The organism is Latilactobacillus sp. (assembly GCF_033176295.1).
In the GTDB taxonomy this organism is placed as follows: domain Bacteria; phylum Bacillota; class Bacilli; order Lactobacillales; family Lactobacillaceae; genus Latilactobacillus; species Latilactobacillus sakei.
In genome coordinates this window covers 18,169-38,765 of sequence record NZ_JAMQEX010000013.1, presented here as the reverse complement: position 1 = coordinate 38,765, position 20,597 = coordinate 18,169, and the positions used below count along the sequence as shown (strand labels likewise).

Annotated in this window: 22 protein-coding genes; 17 read left to right on the top strand and 5 right to left on the bottom strand. The window is 40.6% G+C overall.

All coding sequences use genetic code 11. The features are described 5' to 3' along the window. From NDN60_RS07310 to NDN60_RS07300, 3 genes are read right to left on the bottom strand one after another with little or no spacing between them, the layout of a single operon-like run. Positions 1-387: an ATP-binding cassette domain-containing protein gene (locus tag NDN60_RS07310; protein WP_307725437.1), complete on the bottom strand. Its 387-nt coding sequence runs from the start codon at positions 385-387 to the stop codon at positions 1-3. Further along, positions 362-514, bottom strand: coding sequence for an ATP-binding cassette domain-containing protein (locus NDN60_RS07305; protein ID WP_312845154.1), 153 nt, complete (start codon positions 512-514; stop codon positions 362-364). Before NDN60_RS07305 ends, NDN60_RS07310 begins: the two co-directional genes overlap by 26 nt. After that, entirely contained in the window at positions 502-1,512 is a 1,011-nt protein-coding gene (locus tag NDN60_RS07300; RefSeq protein ID WP_312845153.1) for an ATP-binding cassette domain-containing protein, read from the bottom strand. The genes NDN60_RS07305 and NDN60_RS07300 overlap by 13 nt, the downstream gene beginning before the upstream one ends. 818 nt (positions 1,513-2,330) lie before the next feature. Between NDN60_RS07300 and NDN60_RS07295 the strand changes: the two genes are divergently transcribed. The 5 genes from NDN60_RS07295 (at position 2,331) to NDN60_RS07275 (ending at position 6,568) form a co-directional block, all read left to right on the top strand. Next, complete coding sequence (locus tag NDN60_RS07295; RefSeq protein ID WP_011373899.1) at positions 2,331-3,722, top strand: amino acid permease; 1,392 nt, start codon at positions 2,331-2,333, stop codon at positions 3,720-3,722. 67 nt (positions 3,723-3,789) lie between these two features. Next, the gene (locus NDN60_RS07290; protein ID WP_056948655.1) at positions 3,790-4,878 is read left to right on the top strand and encodes a YibE/F family protein; all 1,089 of its coding nucleotides are present in this window, start codon (positions 3,790-3,792) and stop codon (positions 4,876-4,878) included. Then, positions 4,875-5,621, top strand: coding sequence for a YibE/F family protein (locus tag NDN60_RS07285; protein ID WP_076632449.1), 747 nt, complete (start codon positions 4,875-4,877; stop codon positions 5,619-5,621). Before NDN60_RS07290 ends, NDN60_RS07285 begins: the two co-directional genes overlap by 4 nt. 70 nt (positions 5,622-5,691) lie before the next feature. Beyond that, on the top strand, positions 5,692-5,820 hold the full coding sequence (locus tag NDN60_RS07280; protein ID WP_011373902.1) for a hypothetical protein: 129 nt from the start codon (positions 5,692-5,694) through the stop codon (positions 5,818-5,820). Positions 5,821-6,007: 187 nt separating this feature from the next. Next, the gene (locus NDN60_RS07275; RefSeq protein ID WP_011373903.1) at positions 6,008-6,568 is read left to right on the top strand and encodes a hypothetical protein; all 561 of its coding nucleotides are present in this window, start codon (positions 6,008-6,010) and stop codon (positions 6,566-6,568) included. Between the two features lie 69 nt (positions 6,569-6,637). Here NDN60_RS07275 and NDN60_RS07270 read toward each other — a convergent pair whose 3' ends face one another. Together NDN60_RS07270 and NDN60_RS07265 are read right to left on the bottom strand one after the other, a co-directional pair. Further along, positions 6,638-7,981, bottom strand: a complete 1,344-nt coding sequence (locus NDN60_RS07270) for a C40 family peptidase (RefSeq protein ID WP_099947600.1) — start codon at positions 7,979-7,981, stop codon at positions 6,638-6,640. Positions 7,982-8,266: 285 nt separating this feature from the next. Further along, the gene (locus NDN60_RS07265; RefSeq protein WP_011373905.1) at positions 8,267-9,259 is read right to left on the bottom strand and encodes a toxin Cry1Ac domain D-VI-related protein; all 993 of its coding nucleotides are present in this window, start codon (positions 9,257-9,259) and stop codon (positions 8,267-8,269) included. 212 nt (positions 9,260-9,471) lie between these two features. Between NDN60_RS07265 and NDN60_RS07260 the strand changes: the two genes are divergently transcribed. From NDN60_RS07260 to NDN60_RS07205, 12 genes are all read left to right on the top strand, one after another. Next, positions 9,472-10,896, top strand: coding sequence for a C69 family dipeptidase (locus NDN60_RS07260; protein WP_172425612.1), 1,425 nt, complete (start codon positions 9,472-9,474; stop codon positions 10,894-10,896). Positions 10,897-11,181: 285 nt separating this feature from the next. Beyond that, positions 11,182-11,724 (top strand): MarR family winged helix-turn-helix transcriptional regulator, encoded by a 543-nt coding sequence (locus NDN60_RS07255; protein WP_076632446.1) that lies wholly within the window; start codon positions 11,182-11,184, stop codon positions 11,722-11,724. A gap of 144 nt (positions 11,725-11,868) precedes the next feature. Next, the gene (locus NDN60_RS07250) at positions 11,869-13,053 is read left to right on the top strand and encodes an acetate/propionate family kinase (protein WP_056948661.1); all 1,185 of its coding nucleotides are present in this window, start codon (positions 11,869-11,871) and stop codon (positions 13,051-13,053) included. A 14-nt stretch (positions 13,054-13,067) separates the two neighbouring features. Then, a complete protein-coding gene (locus NDN60_RS07245; protein WP_016264469.1) occupies positions 13,068-13,313 on the top strand; it encodes a YdeI/OmpD-associated family protein in 246 nt (81 codons plus the stop codon). Between the two features lie 174 nt (positions 13,314-13,487). Next, positions 13,488-14,372, top strand: a complete 885-nt coding sequence (gene rbsU / locus NDN60_RS07240; protein ID WP_016264470.1) for a ribose/proton symporter RbsU — start codon at positions 13,488-13,490, stop codon at positions 14,370-14,372. 20 nt (positions 14,373-14,392) lie between these two features. Continuing rightward, a complete protein-coding gene (rbsD, locus tag NDN60_RS07235; RefSeq protein WP_056948663.1) occupies positions 14,393-14,788 on the top strand; it encodes a D-ribose pyranase in 396 nt (131 codons plus the stop codon). 19 nt (positions 14,789-14,807) lie between these two features. Next, positions 14,808-15,716 (top strand): ribokinase, encoded by a 909-nt coding sequence (rbsK, locus tag NDN60_RS07230; protein WP_016264472.1) that lies wholly within the window; start codon positions 14,808-14,810, stop codon positions 15,714-15,716. Positions 15,717-15,795: 79 nt separating this feature from the next. Continuing rightward, positions 15,796-16,803, top strand: a complete 1,008-nt coding sequence (rbsR, locus tag NDN60_RS07225) for a ribose utilization transcriptional repressor RbsR (protein ID WP_231952338.1) — start codon at positions 15,796-15,798, stop codon at positions 16,801-16,803. Between the two features lie 181 nt (positions 16,804-16,984). Next, positions 16,985-17,539, top strand: coding sequence for a PadR family transcriptional regulator (locus tag NDN60_RS07220; RefSeq protein WP_099947201.1), 555 nt, complete (start codon positions 16,985-16,987; stop codon positions 17,537-17,539). Beyond that, entirely contained in the window at positions 17,536-19,086 is a 1,551-nt protein-coding gene (locus NDN60_RS07215; protein WP_056948669.1) for an MFS transporter, read from the top strand. Before NDN60_RS07220 ends, NDN60_RS07215 begins: the two co-directional genes overlap by 4 nt. Positions 19,087-19,109: 23 nt before the next feature. After that, positions 19,110-19,412 carry a DUF2316 family protein gene (locus tag NDN60_RS07210; RefSeq protein WP_056948671.1) on the top strand — a complete coding sequence of 101 codons (303 nt, stop codon included), beginning with the start codon at positions 19,110-19,112 and terminating at the stop codon, positions 19,410-19,412. Positions 19,413-19,568: 156 nt separating this feature from the next. Continuing rightward, entirely contained in the window at positions 19,569-20,258 is a 690-nt protein-coding gene (locus NDN60_RS07205; RefSeq protein WP_016264477.1) for a 2,3-diphosphoglycerate-dependent phosphoglycerate mutase, read from the top strand. The last annotated feature ends 339 nt before the right edge of the window (positions 20,259-20,597 follow it).

Below are 20,597 nucleotides of genomic sequence, written 5' to 3'. Positions count from 1 at the left end.
TTAGCGTGGAATCAATTGATAACGTTGGCTAGCGACACCGTCGATAAAATCGCGGTCATGTTCGATGAACAAGAGTGTTGGGCGGGTTTGGACAATTAATGTTTGGAGTTGTTTGCGCGTAATGACATCTAGGTAGTTTAACGGTTCGTCCCAGACATAAAATTGGGCTTCTTCACAAAGCGAACGAGCGAGGGCGGCCTTACGTTTTTGCCCCATACTCATCGTTTCAAGCCGGTGGTTGAATTGTTCCCGCTCAAAACCCAGTTTCCGTAAAGTTGAGAGTAATTGTTCTAGTGATACCTGCTTGGCGGCTGCAAAGTCAGCTAGAGAGCCACTGAGCTGCGCAAAATCTTGTGGTAAATTAAGAAACCTTGATTCGCGGTGCAATGGTCAACTGCCCACTGACTTGATGCTGCATTTCAGGAAGTGCGAGTAAGGCTTTGATAAAGGTTGATTTTCCCGTACCGTTAGCGCCGGTTAATGCGACTTGTTGGCCGGCCTTTAGTTCAAATATAGCGGCTGATTTAGGGCGCGACCATCTTGTTCAAGTACTAGGTCGGTTGCGGTTAGGACGATTTGTTGCGGCTTTAAAGACTGATTGTTAATCGTCAGTGGTGCGGTAATTTCAACGTTTTTGAGCAGACCTTGTTTTTCAGTAGCCGCTTGTTCACTACGAGCAGTAATCGTTGTGGCGCGCTTCATTACCTTAGCGGCGCGGTGTCCAATGAAGCCCTTATCGAGATTGGCACTTTCATTTTTGACACTACCCGCATTTTTACCACGTTCAGCCTGTTGGGACCACTGAGATTTTTGTTGGGCCGTTTGATTCAACCGCTTGATTTCACTTTTGAGCAGGCTGTTTTGATGCTGTTCGGATTGGGTTTGTTGTTCCTGAGTGGTCTGCCAGGTTTGATAATCGCCTTGTTGGACGGTAATATCCGCCCGGTTGATTGATAAAACGTGATCGATAACTTGGTTTAAAAAGTGCCGGTCATGGCTGATGACGATGAAACCTGTTTTTTGTTGTAAATAGTGTGCCACGGTATCGCGACCATCTTGATCGAGATGATTGGTTGGTTCATCGATGAGTTGAAAATGGTGCTCGTCGATGAATAATAACGCCAAGAGCGCCTTGGTTTGTTCGCCAGGACTCAGCGTATTGAATGGTTGCCAGAGACAGTCGAGATCAACTTTGAGTAAATTGAGTTCTCGTTCAATCTGCCAAAAGGTGCTGTCATCTAATTGACCGAGCGTCATTAGAACGTCGCGGGCCAATTGACTGGGATCGGCTACGGTTTGTGGGAAATAGTGAAAATCTAGATCTGTTTTCAGTTGTCCGTCAAATTCTAATTGGCGTTGAAGTAGTTTTAACAGCGTCGTTTTGCCCCGGCCGTTGCGACCAATTAGGCCTAAGCGCCAGCTGGCATCGAATTGAAGTGTGACGTCTTTGAAAAGGGGAGTTGCTTGATCTGGATAGTTGAATGTTAATTGTTTGAATTGGATTGTGCCCATTAATATCACCTCATAAATTTAAATGAGATTGGTTGGTTGTCGTTTTGTATGCACAAAAAAAGACGCTACTATGGGCGTCTGTTAACAAGTCTGGTTTTTTTACCGGCCTTGAAAATAAACGCAAGCTAGCTCTAACGACAATCAGAAATAAACGGTCCCCAAACGTGGGGCCATTTAGTACCAATCGAGTTGTCAGAAATTTAGCCTGCAATTTTCAATGCCAGTCACATCCTTTGAATAAGTTGTTTTAAATTCTAGCAGATTCCTTTTGAAAAAACAACTGCTTAAAAAAGGCTTTACAATTTCGATGGGCTTGGCTATACTTAGAAATTAATAATAACAAGGAGGTTTTATCATGATGACAATGCAACGAGTTGCCTTTAACTTTTTCTTTAAGAAACCCAGAATTCGACTGGTTGATTAAGGGAAGAGATTGTCTATTACATGATAAACCTTAATAAACTGGAAGATGACTGGGTAACCCGAGTCATCTTCCTGGTGGAGCTCACTAGTGAAGACTAGTGGGCTCCTTTTTTTGTTATTAGAAAAAAAGTGCGATATATCCGGATTATAGAACACGACAAGAAAAAGAGTGCGTTTGAAACGGGTTGATTTTGAGCATTAGCACAGCTCGTCGAATAACTGCTGTAAGCAGTTATTCGACGAGTGACGCTAAGCGCAGAAGTCAGTTTCAAAAAGCACGTTTAAAACCAGAGTGTGCCGTAACCCTGGTTATATTCTCAGGGTTAACCGGAAGAATATGGGTTACAGAACACGTTTAGCATCACCAAATAAAGCATCGAGAGGGCGTTTTGCAGATGGGTCTAGGGACAAGATTATTCAGAAAAGAGTCACTTGAGCGTTATCTTCAACAAGATCAACGTTTAGCTAAAACACTAACGGCGAAGGATTTAATTGCGTTAGGCGTGGGGGCTGTTATTGGGACTGGGATTTTTATTTTACCAGGCACGATTGCCGCGTTACACAGTGGCCCGGCCATTACGTTGTCATTTATGATTGCGGCAGTGGTCTGTGCAGTGGCCGCAATGTGTTACGCTGAATTTTCATCAGCGTTGCCAGTCGCGGGGAGTGCGTATTCTTACGGCAATATTATTTTTGGAGAACTGATTGGTTGGTTGTTAGGTTGGGCATTATTCTTGGAATACATGTTATCAGTCGCGGCCGTTTCAACCGGTTGGTCTGCATACTTCGTGTCCTTCATTGAAGGCTTCGGCGTGCATATTCCTAAGGCGATTACAGGCTCATTTGATCCCGCGCATGGCACTTATATCAATTTATTTGCAGTCTTAATTGTGACGCTCATTTCAGTGTTATTAATGTCTGGGACGCGTTCATCGACACGCATCAATAATTTGATGGTGATGATTAAAATCGGCGTTGTGCTACTATTCTTAGTCGTCGGCATTTTTTATGTAAAGTCGTCTAATTGGCAACCATTCATGCCGTTTGGTGTTAGTGGGGTCTTCAAAGGTGCGTCATTAGTATTCTTCGCTTATTTAGGCTTTGATTGTGTCTCTGCTTCAGCGGCCGAAGTAAAAAATCCACAAAAGAATTTACCAATTGGGATTATCGGGACCTTAGTAATTTGTACGTTATTATATATTTTAGTTGCTTTTGTTTTGACCGGGATGGTGTCATATCGTGAATTAAACGTGGCTAATCCAGTCGCCTTTGCCTTACAAGTCGTGCATCAAAACTGGTTTGCGGGCTTATTATCACTCGGTGCTTTGGCTGGGATGTTCACAATGATGTTGACGATGACTTACAGTAGTTCGCGGTTAGTTTATTCAATCGGTCGGGATGGTTTGTTACCTAAGATGCTCGGTAAAATTGAAACACGCCACCAAACACCAATCAACAGTGTCCGGGTGGTGACAGTCATTATCGCGACACTAGGGGGGCTCGTTTCATTAGATCAATTGACGAATCTGGTCAATATTGGGACGTTAATTGCCTTTTTCTTCATGTCTATTGGGGTGATTCCATTGCGTAAAAGAAAGGATATTCCGAATAAAGACGGTTTCAAAGTACCGCTATATCCTTGGTTACCACTATTATCAGGCTTACTTTGTTTATTCATGTTATTCGAATTACCGGCAGTTACTTGGATGGCAGCGGGGATCTGGTTCATTTTGGGCTTAATCATTTACTTCAGTTACGGGTTAAAACACAGTCGGTTAAATGATTGATTAAATTTGCGATAAACGTTTGGTGATTAACAGGCAAACCGCTACAATATAATTTGAGGTGACAACTGTGAAACATAAACGCTTATGGCTGGCGCTAGGTGGTTTGTTGATCTGCATGATTGGGGTTTTAGCAACATACCACGATGCGACGCGCTACAAACAACCGTTGATCCAAGTGACGGCTGTCAAAACGATCCAAAAAACGAAAACAACGGATGATTACCAGAATCAAGATACCGAGATCCAACAAAAAGTAACGGGGCGGTTCTTGAATACGAAGCGCAAAGGGCAGACGATTCAGCTCCAAAATACCTATTCCAAATCTCTGGCCGATAGTTATCGTTATTATCGGGGCCAGCAAGTTTTCTTACACCATGATCAAGACCGCCATCAATGGCTCTTAAACGAACCTAAGCGCGATACAGTGCTAGTAGCTGTGATCTTGGGGACCTTTAGCTTATTGCTTGTGATGATGCCTAAGCGCGGCCTGATGACCATCTTAAGTGTTGTCGTAAACCTTGCGTTCTTCATTATCACGCTCCACTTTAACGCTGCAACTGGTGGTCGTTGGTTATTGCCGCTGATGTGTGGACTCGCCGTAGTTTTAACTGGTCTGACGTTATTGTTGGTACTCGGACCGAATCGGCAAATGTTGGTATCATTTGGTGCGACAATTGGGGCTACGTTCTTGGCGTTACTGTTGAGCGTTATCCTGCTAAAAATCAGTGGCGACCAAGGACTCCATTACGAAACAATGGATTATGAGCTCCAACCCTACAAGACGGTTTTCTTGGCGGAAGTCGTGCTGGGGATCTTAGGCGCTGTGATGGATGAAGCAACCGATATTTCATCGTCACTGCAACAGTTAGCCTTTGAACAGCCCAATGTGACGAGACGACAACTCTTTAACTCGGGGTTAGCGATTGGTCGAGAAATTATTGGGCCACTCGTTAACGTCTTGTTCTTCATTGTTATGGCAGAAGCTTTTCCGATTATTTTATTGTATCTGAGAAACGGGAATACAATTGCCTATACACTATCGCGCACGATGACCTTGGGCTTCACACAAACCGTGATTAGCGCAATCGGCATTACCTTGGCCGTGCCGGTGACAAGCTTGTTGGCAAGCCAGTTAGTGGAGGTGCGCCGCTTATGATGTTATTAACGGGTGTTTTATTACTACTATTAATACTAGTGTGTGGTTGGCAAGGCTTAACCATCTTTTTCAGCCTTGGGTTGAACTTCGTCGTTATCATTTTAGCGCTGGTCTTAATTGCTGGTGGCTTTAATCCCTTAGTGGTCAGTGGGCTATTGAGTCTGATCTTGTTGGCGACATCGATCTTCATGAATACGAAGCAACCTTTAACGGCTAAGACAGCGTTTGTGACGTCGTTATTAGTAGTGCTGGCATTGTTAGTTATCATTGTGCCGATTAGCCACTGGGCAGCAACCTATGGCTTTGGCGCGGAGGATGCTGAAGAGATTGAAGGCTTTGGTCTGGCAATCGGGTTATCATTTCCGCAAGTTGGCATGATCATGACGGTTTTAGCCAGTTTAGGCGCAATCGCAGAAACCAGCATTGCGGTTGCTAGTGGGTTGGTTGAAATTTTGGAATATGATGAACAGATGGCACCGGCACCTTTGTTTAAAGCGGGAATCGCGATTGGTGAGAAAATTATTGCGACAGCCTTCAATACACTGTTCTTTAGTTTCTTCGGAAGCTTCCTATCATTGACGATTTGGTTCATTCAATTAGGTTATCCGCTCGCTAAAATATTAAATCATAAAATTTTAATTGGTGAGATATTAACGTTGCTAATCGGGGTAATTGGCGTGATAGCAACCGTTCCTATCACCAGTTGGTTATTGAACCATTTTAGAAAGTTACCAAAGGCTTAAACATTACTTGAAAAAAAAGTGAATTCAGATTAGAATAATAGAATATATGCATGAAAGGAGGAAATGCGAAATGTCACAAAACTTACATGTTAGTGTTTCTGGTAACCGTCGTCCTATCAACCAAAAGAATGCTAAAAAACGTAATGCTGAAACAACAGCTGTATTGAACTTCTTGAAGGAACGTAAATCAGCAAAATAATTATAATGAATTATCAAAATAATTTTAAAAGACCATCTGAAACCGACTTGTAAAAGTGGCTTTCGGATGGTCTTTTAATTTGGCATAAATCCGATAAAATAAATGGTATTTTTTGTTTGATATGTGAAGGTAACCGTTGGATCATTAGGTATAATAAAGTCAGATATTAGTAATGGAAGACAGTAGTATGTTCAGACATAAGCAAAAGCAGATTTTTTATAATTTTAAATGGTTAGGTTATTTAGCGTTAACAGCGGGGGTGATTTTAGTAACCATAGGAATGCTGATACAACTGATTCCAATAGGAGAGGCGCAATTCCATATAACAATCAATGGTGTTGAGCAACCATATACCATTGAAAATGTGACTAAAATGCGGTTACTTTTTTTAGGTATCATGGGAGGTTTGGGTGGTCTATTTCTAATAACCGCGCTGATTATAATTGGTCGAAGTAGACACCGGGCGAAATTAATAGGCATGTTGAAGCAATCAGGCGAAAAAGTTATGGCCGAGGTCATTGATTATGCACCTTCACAGGTTAGAATCAACAATCAGCCCGCCAGGTATCTGGTTTGTACGTATCAAAATATGACTGGCGAAAATCTTATTTTTAAGAGTGGTTTATTAAGATGGAATCCAATATCGTTTCTGTCAGATAAAAAAGTAATTGTTTATTATGATAGTCGTAATTCTAACCGTTATTTTGTAGATGTGGATGAAAGTATGGGAAAGGTAGTCAATTTATAAGTCAATCTGAGTGCATCAAAAAAACCGCTAAAATTAATTAGCGGTTTTTTATTTACGATTCGATTGTAATTAGAATACGCGTACTGCGAATGAAGGCATGAAGTAACTTGAGATTGTACCAATCTTAACTGATTCGCCAGGTTGTGGTGCGTGAACGTATTGGCCACCACCGATGTAGATAGCATCATGGTATGATGCACCAGCGCCACCCCAGAAAATGATATCGCCAGGTTGTAAGCTGTTAAGTGATACGCGTTGACCAGCACCTTCTTGAGCAGTTGTGATACGGCCCAATGAAACGCCAGCACGTGAGTATGCATATTGTACTAAACCAGAACAGTCAAGACCAACACCAGGTGTTGAGCCACCCCATACATAAGGTGTACCGATTTGTGATAATGCAGCACTAACAACTGATTGTGCGTTACCGCTTGTAGCAGTTGAGTTGTTTGTGTTTGTTGATTGTGTAGGTGTTGTTGCTGTTGTGGTGTTTGAGCTTGAAGCTGTGTTTGTTGTGTTTTGTGTTTGAGTTGTTGATTGTTGTTGAGCAGGAGCACTTTGTTGTGTTGAAGCTGATTGTGCAACAGGTGCTACTGAAGTGCTAGTTTGTGATGTTTGAGTTTGTGTTTGAACTTGAGTTGCTTGGCTTGTTGATGTTGAAGTTGCAACTGATGATTGTTGTTGAGCAGGTGCAGTAGGTGTTGTTGATGATTGTGAAGCAGCAGGTGCTGGTTGGGTTGTTGATGTTTGAGCAGCTGATTCAGAAGTTGCAGTTGTAGCAGCAGGTGTTGTCGTGGTTGTTGAAGCTGCTGGTGTTGTAGCAGTTGTTGTTGCAACTGGTGTAACAGCTGGGGCATCAGTAATCGGTGTGACGCCGGCTAAACTAGGGTTGTTTAAAACAACGTAGCTAGAAGGTACCCAACCTTTGTTTTCTAATTGATACCATGTAACGCCGTTAGCTGTTTTAGAAGCAATGACGTTTTGTGCCTTACCATAAGTTAAGTAAGCGCCAGTTGGTTGAGCAGCAGTTGTGTTTGTCCAGATTGTTGTTGCACCAGACTTGTAGTTAACTGTGATCGTGTCTTTAGCAGCAGGAGCAGCAGTTGTAGCTGCTGGTGTTGTTGCACCTGTTTTGACGAATTCGCCGGCAACCCATTCGTTATCAGCTAATTGATACCATGTTTGACCGTAAACTTGTTTTGTATTTTTGATTGTAACGTTTTGGTTGTTTGTTAAGTAACGTGTAGGTTTTTGACCAACTTCAGGACTTGTCCAAATAGTTGTAGCACCGTCTGCGTAGTTAACTGTCCCTGTAGTAGCAGCTTGAGCTTCATTAGCTTGGATACCCATTAATGCAAGACCAGCTAAACCAACGATACCAGATGATAAATAAGTCATTTTTTGTTTTTTCATTGTGATTGAAGTGCTCCTTTGAAGTTTGTTTTTAGACGTTTAAGTTTGTTTTAATTTATCGTACCCAATAAGCATATCATTCTAACGTGACAAACATGTTACATAATAGTTAGCACGATGTTACAAGTTTCTTAAGATGTCAGGATTTAAAAGACTAATTGGCAGATTATGTTAAAAAGGTAGCGTTTAATAACGATCTTTTATAAATAATGTTCGTATTTTACTAAAAAATAGAGGCTATTGAAATATTTCAATAGCCTCTATTTATGTTACAGCTAGATTAAATTATTGTAACAAAGCATCAGATTGTGATTGGGTTGAAATCTGGTTATCGCTTGTCGATGACTCTGATTGAGTATCGGAAGTGTTATTATTTGTAGTCACATTACCATTGTTATTGCCGGTATTACTACTTGATGAGGTACTTTGCGGCGTAGTGTTTGAATAACTTGTTGGTTGCGTATAATTGTTGTTAGTTGTCGTTTGGTTGGTTGTAGCAGCCGTGTTATCGACTGTATTATCAGTTGATTGCGTTGTTTGATCAGTAGTTGTTGTGTCAGTTGCTGAGCTACTTTGGCTAGTAGCCGTTGATGAGGCACTAGCGCTATAACTATCAAACTGGGCCTTAGCTTCCTTGATCAGTTTTAAGTAGCGTTCTTTAAATTTCTTGTGAGTTGTTTTTTCAACAAGCGCTTTAGAGTAGGTGAAATCTTCAGTTGTTAAAGTGGCGGGAATTGCCGTGTGGTCGCTGTTGGTAAAGAGGTTATCAACAGCGGTCATTGCTGCTTGTTGGGCCTTAGCCTCTTTATAGGCGGCTAATTTTTTGGCATCATTGGCATAATCTGATTCTGCACCAAGTTGCAAGCCATCTTTGACAATCCCATCGGCATCGAAGAAATCGCTATCTTTGGTCTTTTTAGTTTTTTTCTTAGTTTTTTCGACGGGAGCGCCAGTATCAATTCGTTTTAAATCTTTTTGAGCCGCTTTAAAAGCGGTTTTTGATTTACTGGATAGGGCACTCATATAGAGATTATCTGAAATTTTATGATCTAATTTTTGGGCTGATTCGATAATCTCGTTTTTCTTGTTAGCGGTTAATTTTGCGGGCTTTTTATGATCGGCATCAGCGTAAAGTTGGTTGACCTTTTGAACATACTGCTCGATTTGATCCTCAGTCTTAGTTGCGGCGGCAGGGACCGTCGTTTTATTCTGACAACCGGCTAGAATCACGAAACAACTAGCCATGAGCATCAACAGAACGTGTGTTAATTTTTTCATTTTGAAACCACCTTATTGTTAGGATACTTAATCTATAATATATCATGAAAAGATTGCTCAAACATAAATTAATGAAGAAACTCTAATTTTTAAGTGAGTTGATGATTGTTTTAGAGAATCTTATGAATATGGGTATACATTCGACCAAGGCGGGCGTACACTAATAGTATCTTTATGAGAATAATTTAATGTTCTCTAAATCAAAAGGAGCGATAGACATGGAATCAGCTTGTACAACAATTTTAGTTGGTAAAAAAGCATCACTTGACGGCTCGACAATGATTGCCCGCAATGATGATACTTTTATGCCCTTAACCCCCCAACGTTTCTATATGAATCCGGCAGTTAAAGGCCGTAAGGGTGAAAAAATTAAATCTTGGTTGAACGGTTTTGAAGCGACTTTACCAGAAGACGGTTATCGCTGGCCAGCGGTGCCCAATGTGGATTACAAGAACAAAGGTTATTATGACGAAAGTAGTATTAATGAAGTTAACGTTGCGATGAGTTGTACTGAAAGTACGTATGGCAACGAAAAGTCATTAGCCTACGATCCATTGGTTAAAGACGGCTTAGACGAAGATTGTATGCAAGCAATGGTCGCACCCTACATTAACTCAGCACGTGAAGGGGTCAGCTACCTCGGTAACTTGATCAAACAATACGGTTCACCTGCGGGCAACAGTGTCTTGTTTAGTGATCATGATGAAGTTTGGTATATGGAAATTGTTACTGGTCATCTTTGGTTAGCACAACGAATTCCAGATGATGGGTATGCCGTAGCGGCAAACCAAGTGGCGATTCAACAAGTTGATTTCAGCGATAAGGATAACTTCATGTGGGCTGAAGGGATTCAAGAATATGTTGAAAAACATCACTTAAATCCAGATAAGACGGGCTGGAACTTCCGTCATATCTTCGGCACAATGAACGAAAAAGATCGCCACTACAATACACCTCGTGTCTGGTACGCACATCACTTATTTGATTCAGAATTTGACATGTCACCTGAATCAGCTGATCTACCTTTCATTCGCAAGATTGAACATAAGATTAGTGTTGAAGACATTGAAATGTTACTTGGTTCACATTATAACGAAACAGAATTCGATCCAATGGGTCACGGCGCTGATGCTGACAAGTATCGTTACCGTCCAATTGGCTTAAACAGAACACAAAATGCGCATATCTTACAATTGCGCAACGATGTGCCTAAAGAACAAGCTGCGATTATGTGGATTACTTTAGGGATGCCAACTTACACACCATTTATTCCCTTCTTTACAAATGCCAATGATACAGATCCTAGCTTCAGTGAAACACCAATGAAATGGGATATTAATAGTGCTTATTGGATGTACCGGACAATTTCAGTCTTGGTTGAAGGTCACTATAGCCAACATATTCAAGGTAACGTTGACTATCTAACAAGCTGTAAACAAGAATTACGGACAATGTTGGATAGTATTGAAGAAGAAGCTAAGAATTATCAAGGCGAAGCACTAACAAAATATTTGACAGAACAAAATTATTTGATTGTTAACACGATGAAAGATAAGGCCATGGGCATGATTGGCGAACTCGTCATGTCAGGAATTAATTTATCTAAATTGACATTCAATATGGATCGCAATCTATAATAGGTTTGAAAGGAGTGAACTACTAACGATAGTTAGTAGTTTGCTCTTTTTTTACAATAACGCCAAAATAATAGAAATTTTAATAAAAAAGTTGCAGATAGTTATCCTTGCAATAATTAACGTTACAATATAATTGTTAATCATTAAGTGACTTTGTACTAAATTAATGAAAACAGGTGGTTTCTTTTTTGAAAGAATATGCTACTATGGTTGTTAGCAATCAAATTAAAACCATTAATTATTTTCGACCCTCATCACTTGTATTTATAAAAAGGAGATTCAATTATGTCATCAAAGATTACGGGGAAGTATTCTGAAGACTGGGAAGTTATCACCCATCTATCGCTTATCTATCGTTGGGTTATCAGCAATCTTAGCGATTTTGTCAGTGGGGAAAGTTTGAACTACAAAGTGTCATTTGATCAATTCTTGATCATGTACGAAATCGCCACTAATGACGATTTAACGGGTAGCAAATTAGCTAAAACAATGAGTGTTAGTCGTTCTGCAATCTCACGTCAATGTCGTTTACTTAAAGAAAACGGCTACGTTGTTGAAGAACACTTACAATCAGATCAACGGGTTAAATTCTTAAGTTTAACCAAACAAGGTCAAGATGTTTTAGATTGTTTAGTGAGCCGTTATGTACAAAAGTATCAAGAAATCGAAACACAAATGGGTCGTGAAAAAATCGATGGTTTAATTCAATTTATTGATCAATTCTATTTAGATGTTATTGAACCAAGTAACTACCAAGATAACAAAATGGGGCGTTCATTCTTGGAAAAGGTTCAAAATATCCAATCAGACGACAAACTCGCAAAATAATAAAAACGATAGGGATCAGCCGCTAAATTCATTTTTGGTGGGTGGTCCCTTTTTATGTGTTATTAAATCAATGCTTGTAACTTCTTATGAAATTGCTTACAATTGTGGCATGAAGGAATTACTTATAGATTGGGAGACGATAACATGGAAAAAATTCTAGCAATTAACGCGGGCAGTTCAACATTAAAATGGCAATTATTTGAAATGCCCAGTGAAACAGTTATCGCCAAAGGGATGATTGATCGCTTAGGGTTATCTGATTCAGTGTTTACCGCTAAATATGGTGACAATCAAAAATTTAAAGAAGTCCAAGATGTGACCACTCATGAAATGGCAGCAACACTCCTACTCACTCGCTTGAAGGAATTAGGAATTGTCAGTCATTTGGATGAAGTTACGGGTGTTGGCCATCGAGTTGTTGGGGGCGGTGAAGCTTTCAGTGACTCAATGGTCATTAATCCAGTGGCATTGGATGAAATTAATCGTTTGGCAGAATATGCACCATTGCATAATCCAACACAGGCCTATTACATCAAAATCTTTACAACCTTATTGCCAGGTGTACCACAAGTAGCGGTTTTTGACACCTCTTTTTACAGTACCTTGGCACCTGAAAATTATTTATACAGTATTCCACAAGAATATTATCAAAAATATGGCGCAAGAAAATACGGTGCTCATGGGACAAGTCACCGTTACGTTGCCCATCGTGCCGCTGAAATCTTAGAAACACCGCTAGAATCACAAAAAATGATCACGCTTCATTTAGGAAGCGGGGCTTCAATCACTGCGGTCCAAGATGGCCATGCCGTTGATACTTCAATGGGCTTTACACCACTTGCCGGGATTACCATGGGGACACGTTCTGGTGATATCGATGTTTCTCTAGTCGCTTTCTTAGCGAAGAAATTAGAAATTACGATGCCCGAAATGATTGATATTTTAAATCACAAATCAGGTTTATTAGGCATTTCAGAACTTTCACCAGATATGCGTGATTTGGAAGAAACGGCTGCTACACGGCCACAATCAGCGTTGGCATTATCGATTTTTGTCAATCGTGTTGTTAAGTACGTGGGTTCATACGTTGCTTTAATGAACGGTATTGATACGTTAGTTTTCACGGCTGGTAGTGGTGAAAACGGGAGCGAATTACGAGCAGATATTTGTAAACAGCTTGCTTGTTTTGGTGTAAAATTGGATGAAGAGAAAAATAATGTCCGCAGTCAAGAACGGATTATTAGTGCTGATGATTCTAAGGTCAAAGTTTTAATTGTACCGACGAACGAAGAATTAATGATTGCCAGAGATGTGATGCGGTTAAAATAATGGAGTGATTGAAGATGGCGCAAAAACCATTATCTGAATTTGAAGTTGATATTCCAAGATTAAGTGCGCGACTTGAGACACGGCCAACCGTGAAAACTTTTTTCGACGCCTTAACACCTGGGTACCAACGGGAATGGGCGCGCTATGTTTACGGCGCTAAGGCTGAAGAAACGCAACAACGACATTATGATGATATGCTGATGATTTTAGAAGCAGGTTATAAGTCAAAACGCGGTTATTCACAAGCTAAGAAAAAATAAATTTAAAAAAGATTAATTGGGCGGAAACGGTGCCTGATTAATCTTTTTTTATGTTTAGGATGTAAATCGTTTTCAAAAAGGGTTGAATTATCGAAATGGGTCATTTATAATAATCATCAAGATAGTTAGTAAAACGTTTTACTAATTGATTAAATAGGCTTGGAGGAAATTATAATGAACGCTGTAAATATCTTAATCGGCTTAATGCCGATGATTGGCTGGGGGATTTTCCCAGTTATTGTTGGTAAAATTGGTGGTAAACCAGCGAGTCAAATCCTGGGGACAACTATTGGGACATTAATTCTAGCAATTGTCGTTGCCATTTTCCGTGGGACACCAATTCCTGAAACGAAAACTTTTATTTTCTGTTTAATTTCAGGTGCATGTTGGGCACTGGCACAAATTATTACTTTCCACGTTTTCGAAACAATGGGCGTTTCTAGAACAATGCCGATTACAACCGGCTTTCAATTAGTTGGGGCATCTTTATGGGGTGTCTTCGTTCTAGGTAACTGGTCAAGTTCACAATCAAAATTAATCGGTTTTACAGCGATTGCATTAATTATCATCGGCGTTTATCTCACCGCTTGGAGCGAAGATAAATCAAGTGCTAGCAAGAGTGGTGCCGTTAAGGGCGTCTTGTTATTATTAGTCGGTGAATTAGGTTACTTAGGTTATTCAGCCTTTCCACAAGCAGTCAGCGCTGATGGCTTCCAAGGTTTCTTACCACAAGCCATTGGGATGACAATTGTCGGGATTATCTTCGGCGTAACACAAACTAAAAAAGATTATAAACCATTTAAAGAAGCAACTTCATATAAGAACATCTTCAGTGGGTTCTTCTTCGCTTTTGCGGCATTAACTTACTTGATTTCAGCACAACCATCTGTCAACGGTTTAGCAACTGGTTTTGTTTTATCACAAACAAGTGTTATCTTTGCGACAATCGGTGGGATTTACATCTTAAAAGAAAAGAAATCGAAAAAAGAAATGATCGCCGTAATGGTTGGTTTATTATTAGTCTTAGTGGCAGGTTCTGTCACAGCATTTATTAAATAAAGATAAGGGAGATTGGTGACATGAGAAAAACAAAGGTGATTAACACACAAATTTCGAGCGTTATTTCAGATATGGGACATTTCGATACATTAAGTATTGGGGATGCTGGCATGCCAGTACCAGCTGGTACGAAGAAGATTGATGTGGCCATTGAAAATGGTGTACCGAGTTTTATTCAAGTTTTAACAAATATCTTAAGTGAATTAGAAGTGCAAAAAGTTTACTTAGCAAATGAAATTAAAACAGCAAATCCAGAACAATTAGAGGCGATTAAAGCTTTAATTGGGGAGACACCAATCGAATTTATTAATCATTCACAAATGAAACAAGACTTAAATAAGGCCAAAGCATTTGTCAGAACAGGTGAGATGACACCTTATTCCAACATTATTTTAGAAAGTGGCGTTGTATTTTAACAACCAGGAGGGTATTTAAATGAAAAAAGTAATCGTATTAGGTTCAACCAATGTCGACACAATTTTAAACGTTCAGCGTTTTCCACAACCTGGCGAAACTTTAGCAATGGATGGCCGCGCAGTTGCTGGTGGTGGTAAAGGCGCTAACCAAGCAATCGCAGCTGTTCGTTCAGGTGCCCAAACGGCTTTCATTAGTAAGGTTGGTAAAGAAGGTGCCGCTGATTTCATGCTCGACACATTCAAAAAAGACGGCATGAACGTCGATCACGTTCGTTGTTCAGAAACAGCTGGGACAGGCCAAGCTTATATCATGGTTGATGCTCACGGCCAAAATAGTATCTTAATTTACGGTGGCGCTAACCAAGACGTGACTGTTGAAGATATCCACGAAGCAGAAGCAGCTATTAAAGAAGCTGACCGGATTGTGGCGCAATTCGAAGTACCAGTGCCTGCCATTATCGAAGCCTTCAAGATTGCGCGTTCAAACGGGGTTCAAACAATTTTGAATCCAGCACCTGCTATCAAGAATATTCCAGCTGAATTATTAGCAGTGACGGACATGATTGTCCCTAACGAAACCGAAGCAGAAATCATCACTGGGATTAAAGTCACTGACGAAGCTTCAATGAAGGCCAACGCTGAAGCAATGTTCAAATTAGGCATCAAAGTGGTGATCATCACTGTTGGTTCTAAAGGTTCATTCTATGCAACACCAACTGCAACTGGCTTTGTGCCTGCCTTTAAAGTGAAAGCAGTTGATACAACAGCTGCTGGTGATACTTTCATCGGTGCGTTAAGTACAAAACTCGAATTGGATTACAGCAATATCGAAGCCGCAATGACTTATGCCAATAAGGCTTCATCAATTGCCGTGCAAACTAAAGGTGCACAAAATTCAATTCCATATGAAAAGGATATTCAGTTATAATAGATTAGAAGGCGCTCATGGCTTAGTCGGCTATGGGCGTTTTTAAATGATAGAGGGTTTTTCAATGGGGGAAGTTAACGTGGTACGAAAAGTAACGATTAAAGATGTCGCTGCCTTGGCCCAAACATCGGTCACAACTGTTTCGCTAATCTTAAATAATAAAGGGCAGCGGTTTAGCGCTGAGACGATTGCGCGGGTGAGAGCAGCACGTGAAAAACTCAGCTACGAACCGGATTATTTTGCCCAGAACATGGTTAATAAAGAAACCAAAACAATTGCGGTTTTAGTACCGGATATCAATAATCCCTTCTTTAGTCAGTTTATTCAAGGGGTCGAAGAAGTCGCCTATCAGTATGATTTTATTCCGCTGATTTATAGTGCGGGTCAGAATAATCAGAAGGTCAATTACTATCTGAAAGAGTTGGTTCGGCGGAATGTCGATGGCTTTATTTTAGCGGTCTCGCATATTGAAGAAGAGACACTAGAGGGGCATCTGAAACAACGTAAAATACCGTATATTCTGTTGGATCAATCCGAAAAGCAACATCAAAGTGATGAGATCTCTGTAGCGGATACGGAAGGTGGCCGAATGGCGGCTAATTACCTGATTGAAAAAGGCCATCGTCAAATTGGGATTGTGTTGCCTGAACAGCGCGCTTGGAATATCGAGCAGCGGTTTATTGGTTACCAAGCGGCTTTGGTTAGTCATCAAATCACGGTTAATCCGAACTGGCAAATAACGACGCCGTTATCTAAACAAGGTGGGTATCAAGTAGCCCAACAGGTAATTGATAGTGGCGTCACTGCTATCTTTGCCGTCAATGATGAGCTGGCGATAGGTTTAGCACGTGGGTTAGCTGAACTAGGTCATGCGGTACCAGAGTCAATTTCGATTATTGGTTACGATGATATTGATTGGTGCGAGTACGTGACACCGCGGTTAACGACCATCAAACAACCTATTTTAGCGTTGGGCCAAGAAGCGACCCGGTTATTGTTGAACCGAATCGAAAAACCAACGTTAGGGATGCAACAAAAAATGCTACCAGTTGAATTGGTTGAACGAGATAGTGTTCAAGCACAATAAAAATTAAATTAAGCACCCAAAAGTACGGGCTACACGAGGCTTGGCGATTCGCCAACCGAATGTGGGCCGTCTTTTTTGTGGTTTGTGAAAAAAAGACTTGCAAATGTGTCGGAAAGAACTATACTTAATAAGTCTTAAAGACCTGTCGAAAAGACTGATTGAAGAGAGAGGTTATGAACTTATGTATGAATTGCTGATGTTATCAGCCTTAATGAGTCGGAATATGTCGGGTTATAAATTGCGGATTATCTTGGAAAATGCAATGTTACCTCGTCGAAAAATTTCAAATGGCGTTTTGTACCCGCTATTAGATAAATTGGAAAGCAAAGGCTGCATTGGGTTTGATGAAGCTGATCAAGATTCGCGTGGTACGAAGATTGCACATATCACTGAAGAAGGCCGGCGTTACTTTGCTGAATTAATGGCTAAACCAGTCGCCCACGATGCGAAGTGGGATGATGCTTATCGGTTTAAGATGCGTGGGATGCACTACATCGATTCCGAAGAACAGATCAGTATTTTACAAGATTACCGCGATGAGTTAGCTGAAGATTTACACGTCTATATGGGTGTCAAAAACCATCTAACAGATTTACGGGATGAAGAGGGGACCGATACCAATTATTATCAGTGGCAGGTTCGCTCAATGGATTTTGTAAGCACAACGCTTAAAGCAAAGGTCGACTGGCTGGAAGCACAAATAAGAGAGATCGAGAAAATGGAGATAGTAAAATGAAAAAAACAACAAATCGTTGGATAGCGCTAGTCGCTATGAGTCTAGGGGTCTTTATGGGACTACTAGATGTGACCGTCGTTAATGTGGCTTTGCCAAGTATGGCGGTTGATTTTAAAACAACTTTTAGTAACTTGCAATGGGTATTGAACGCCTACACGTTAATGTATGCGGTCAGCTTGTTAATTGTTTCCAAATTAGGGGACATGTTCGGGCGTAAGAAAATTTTCATCATGAGTATGATTTTATTCACGGTAGCTTCTGTCGTTAACGGACTGGCACCAAACTTATTAGTATTGGATATTGGTCGTGCGGTTCAAGCAATTGGTGGCTCCGGTATGATGAGTTTATCGATGGCGCTAGTGGCATCGAACTTTGAAGGTCGCGAACGTGGGACTGCATTGGGAATTTTAGGCTCCGTCATTGGTTTTTCAACTGCCATTGGACCTTTGGTTGGGGGCTTCTTAGTCGAAAACTTCGGTTGGCCATCAATTTTCTTCGTCAACTTACCAGTCGGGATTATTTCGGTTTACTTAGTGATTCGTAATGTTAAAGAAACACCAGCATATGGTGCAGGCGAATCAATCGATTTTATGGGTATGATTTTGTCAGCAATCGGATTATTCTCTGGGATTTATGGGTTAATTCAAAAAGAACAACACATGCACTGGGCTTGGACAGATATGCGGATTATGGGTTGGTTAGTCGCTTCCGTTTTAATTTTAGCGCTCTTCGTCTTTGTTGAATTGAAGGCAAAAGCACCAATGATGAACTTGACGTTACTCACGAATCGCCATTTCGTAGGCGTTGTGATTTTAGCCTTCTCGTTAGGCGCTGGGATCTTTGCCTTGGCCGCTTATCAAACGAGTTTGATGCAAAATTACATGGGCTACTCAGCCTTTTCAACCGGTGTGCATCAATTGCCAATGAGTTTATGGTCACTTGTTTTGGGACCATTTACGGGTGTTCTAGGGTATAAATTTGGTAAAAAATGGATGATTGCTTTTGGGTTTACAGTTTCGGCACTTGGTTTATTGATTTTTAGACAAGTGACAACGACTGACTTTACTTACATGCAACTCTTACCATTGCTTGCGCTAACTGGGTTAGGGAATGCAATTATCAATCCAATGATCAATACAGCAGCGATGGATAATATTAACCCGAAGGAAATTGGGATGGCATCCGGTTTATTGAATGTTTTCCGTCAAATCGGGATTACCGTTGGTGTCGTGATTCTTGGTTTATCACAAACGAATGCCTATGAGAGTAGCTTAAGTGCTGGCTTTAGTGGGAGTTCAATGCCAAAGGCTGCAGCAACTGGTATTCACCAAGCATTAGTCGAAGCGGGCGCCTTTTCAGGGCACGCAGTCGCTTGGAGTCAACAATTAGTGAAAACACCGTATGCTGCCAAGGTGCAACAAATGGTGGTCACAGCTTTTGATAAAGGGATGATTGCTGTTGTCACGACTTCATTAGTCTTAATGGTGATTGCCATTTTAGCAGCACTCTTCTTATTAAAAGAAACAAAAAGTGTCGATCAAAAATAAAGATATAGAAAGAAGTCTTTTGGATGTCATTAAATCCGCAAGAAAGAAAAGCAACGACTCGTGAATTACAGGCTAATTTTGCTTTAACTGGTCTCTCTTTAGCTGAAGTAGCGACAGATTTGGGCACTACTGAAGGGACCAGTCAAAACGTATTGAATTTGGAAACACGACACATCAATAATCCGTGGATATTACGGGCGTATTTAATTGAAAAATTAGAAGGGCAGGGGATTCAGCCTGTTCCGTTCAGTCGCTTAGTGGGTGATCCAGAAGATTATTGGTTTTTGGATGCCAATCTAATTCATAACGGCCAGATTGAAGCTTAGATAAAAATGATTTGCTTGGCTAATAAGCAGTATTACCCGGGCAATATATCAATTAAATTGAAGTTCATTATTTTCTGAAAAGATAAGACTGTAAATTGTGATGGAAACAGTGTAAAATGGACAGAGTAAAAATAAAAAAAGTGAGGTTACTTACACATGGCTAAATTAGTTTTTATTCGTCACGGACAAAGTGAATGGAACTTATCAAACCAATTTACAGGTTGGGTTGATGTTAACTTAAGCGAAGAAGGCGTACGCCAAGCTCAAAACGCTGGTGCTTTATTGAAAAAAGAAGGCATCCTTTTTGACCAAGCTTACACATCAGTATTGACTCGTGCCATCAAGACATTACACTATGCACTTGAAGGTTCAGATCAATTATGGATTCCTGAAACAAAATCATGGCGCTTAAACGAACGTCATTATGGTGCATTACAAGGCCAAAACAAAGCTGAAGCAGCTGAAAAATGGGGCGACGAACAAGTGCACGTATGGCGTCGTTCATACGATACACTTCCTCCACTATTGGATGCAAATGACGAAGGTTCAGCAGCAAATGACCGTCGTTACGCACACTTAGATCCAAAAGCTATTCCTGGTGGCGAAAACTTGAAGGTTACTTTGGAACGTGTTATCCCGTTCTGGGAAGACGAAATTGCTCCAAAATTAATCGACGGCCAAAACATCATTGTTGCAGCTCACGGTAACTCACTACGCGCTTTAACAAAATACATTGAAAACATCTCTGATGAAGACATCATGGACGTTGAAATGGCAACAGGCGAACCAGTTGTTTATGATTTAGACGAAAACTTAAACGTAGTAAGCAAGAAGAAATTAAACTAATATAGTGCGGATGGCTGCGTTTAGCAACTGAGCATTAATAAAAATCACCTTAATCTTGGTTTTAAGATTAAGGTGATTTTTAGATTAAGCGGAAGTTGTTGCAACCAGGAGCATGGTTCAAAAGAGTGCTGACCACCCTGGTCAGCTTCTGAGTATAGTGTAGAATAAGCGCCTACCTTCCGAACTTTGGAAGATAGGCGCTTATTTGTAACTAGACGGAAGAAGCTAGGGTGAGAAGCACGTTTTCGTTTACTCAAATAGGCTAGTCCCGCAAAGGACTAGCCTATTTTTTTACCACAATTCACCGTATCTTTGTATAGGATTGCATTTGCAGGTGCT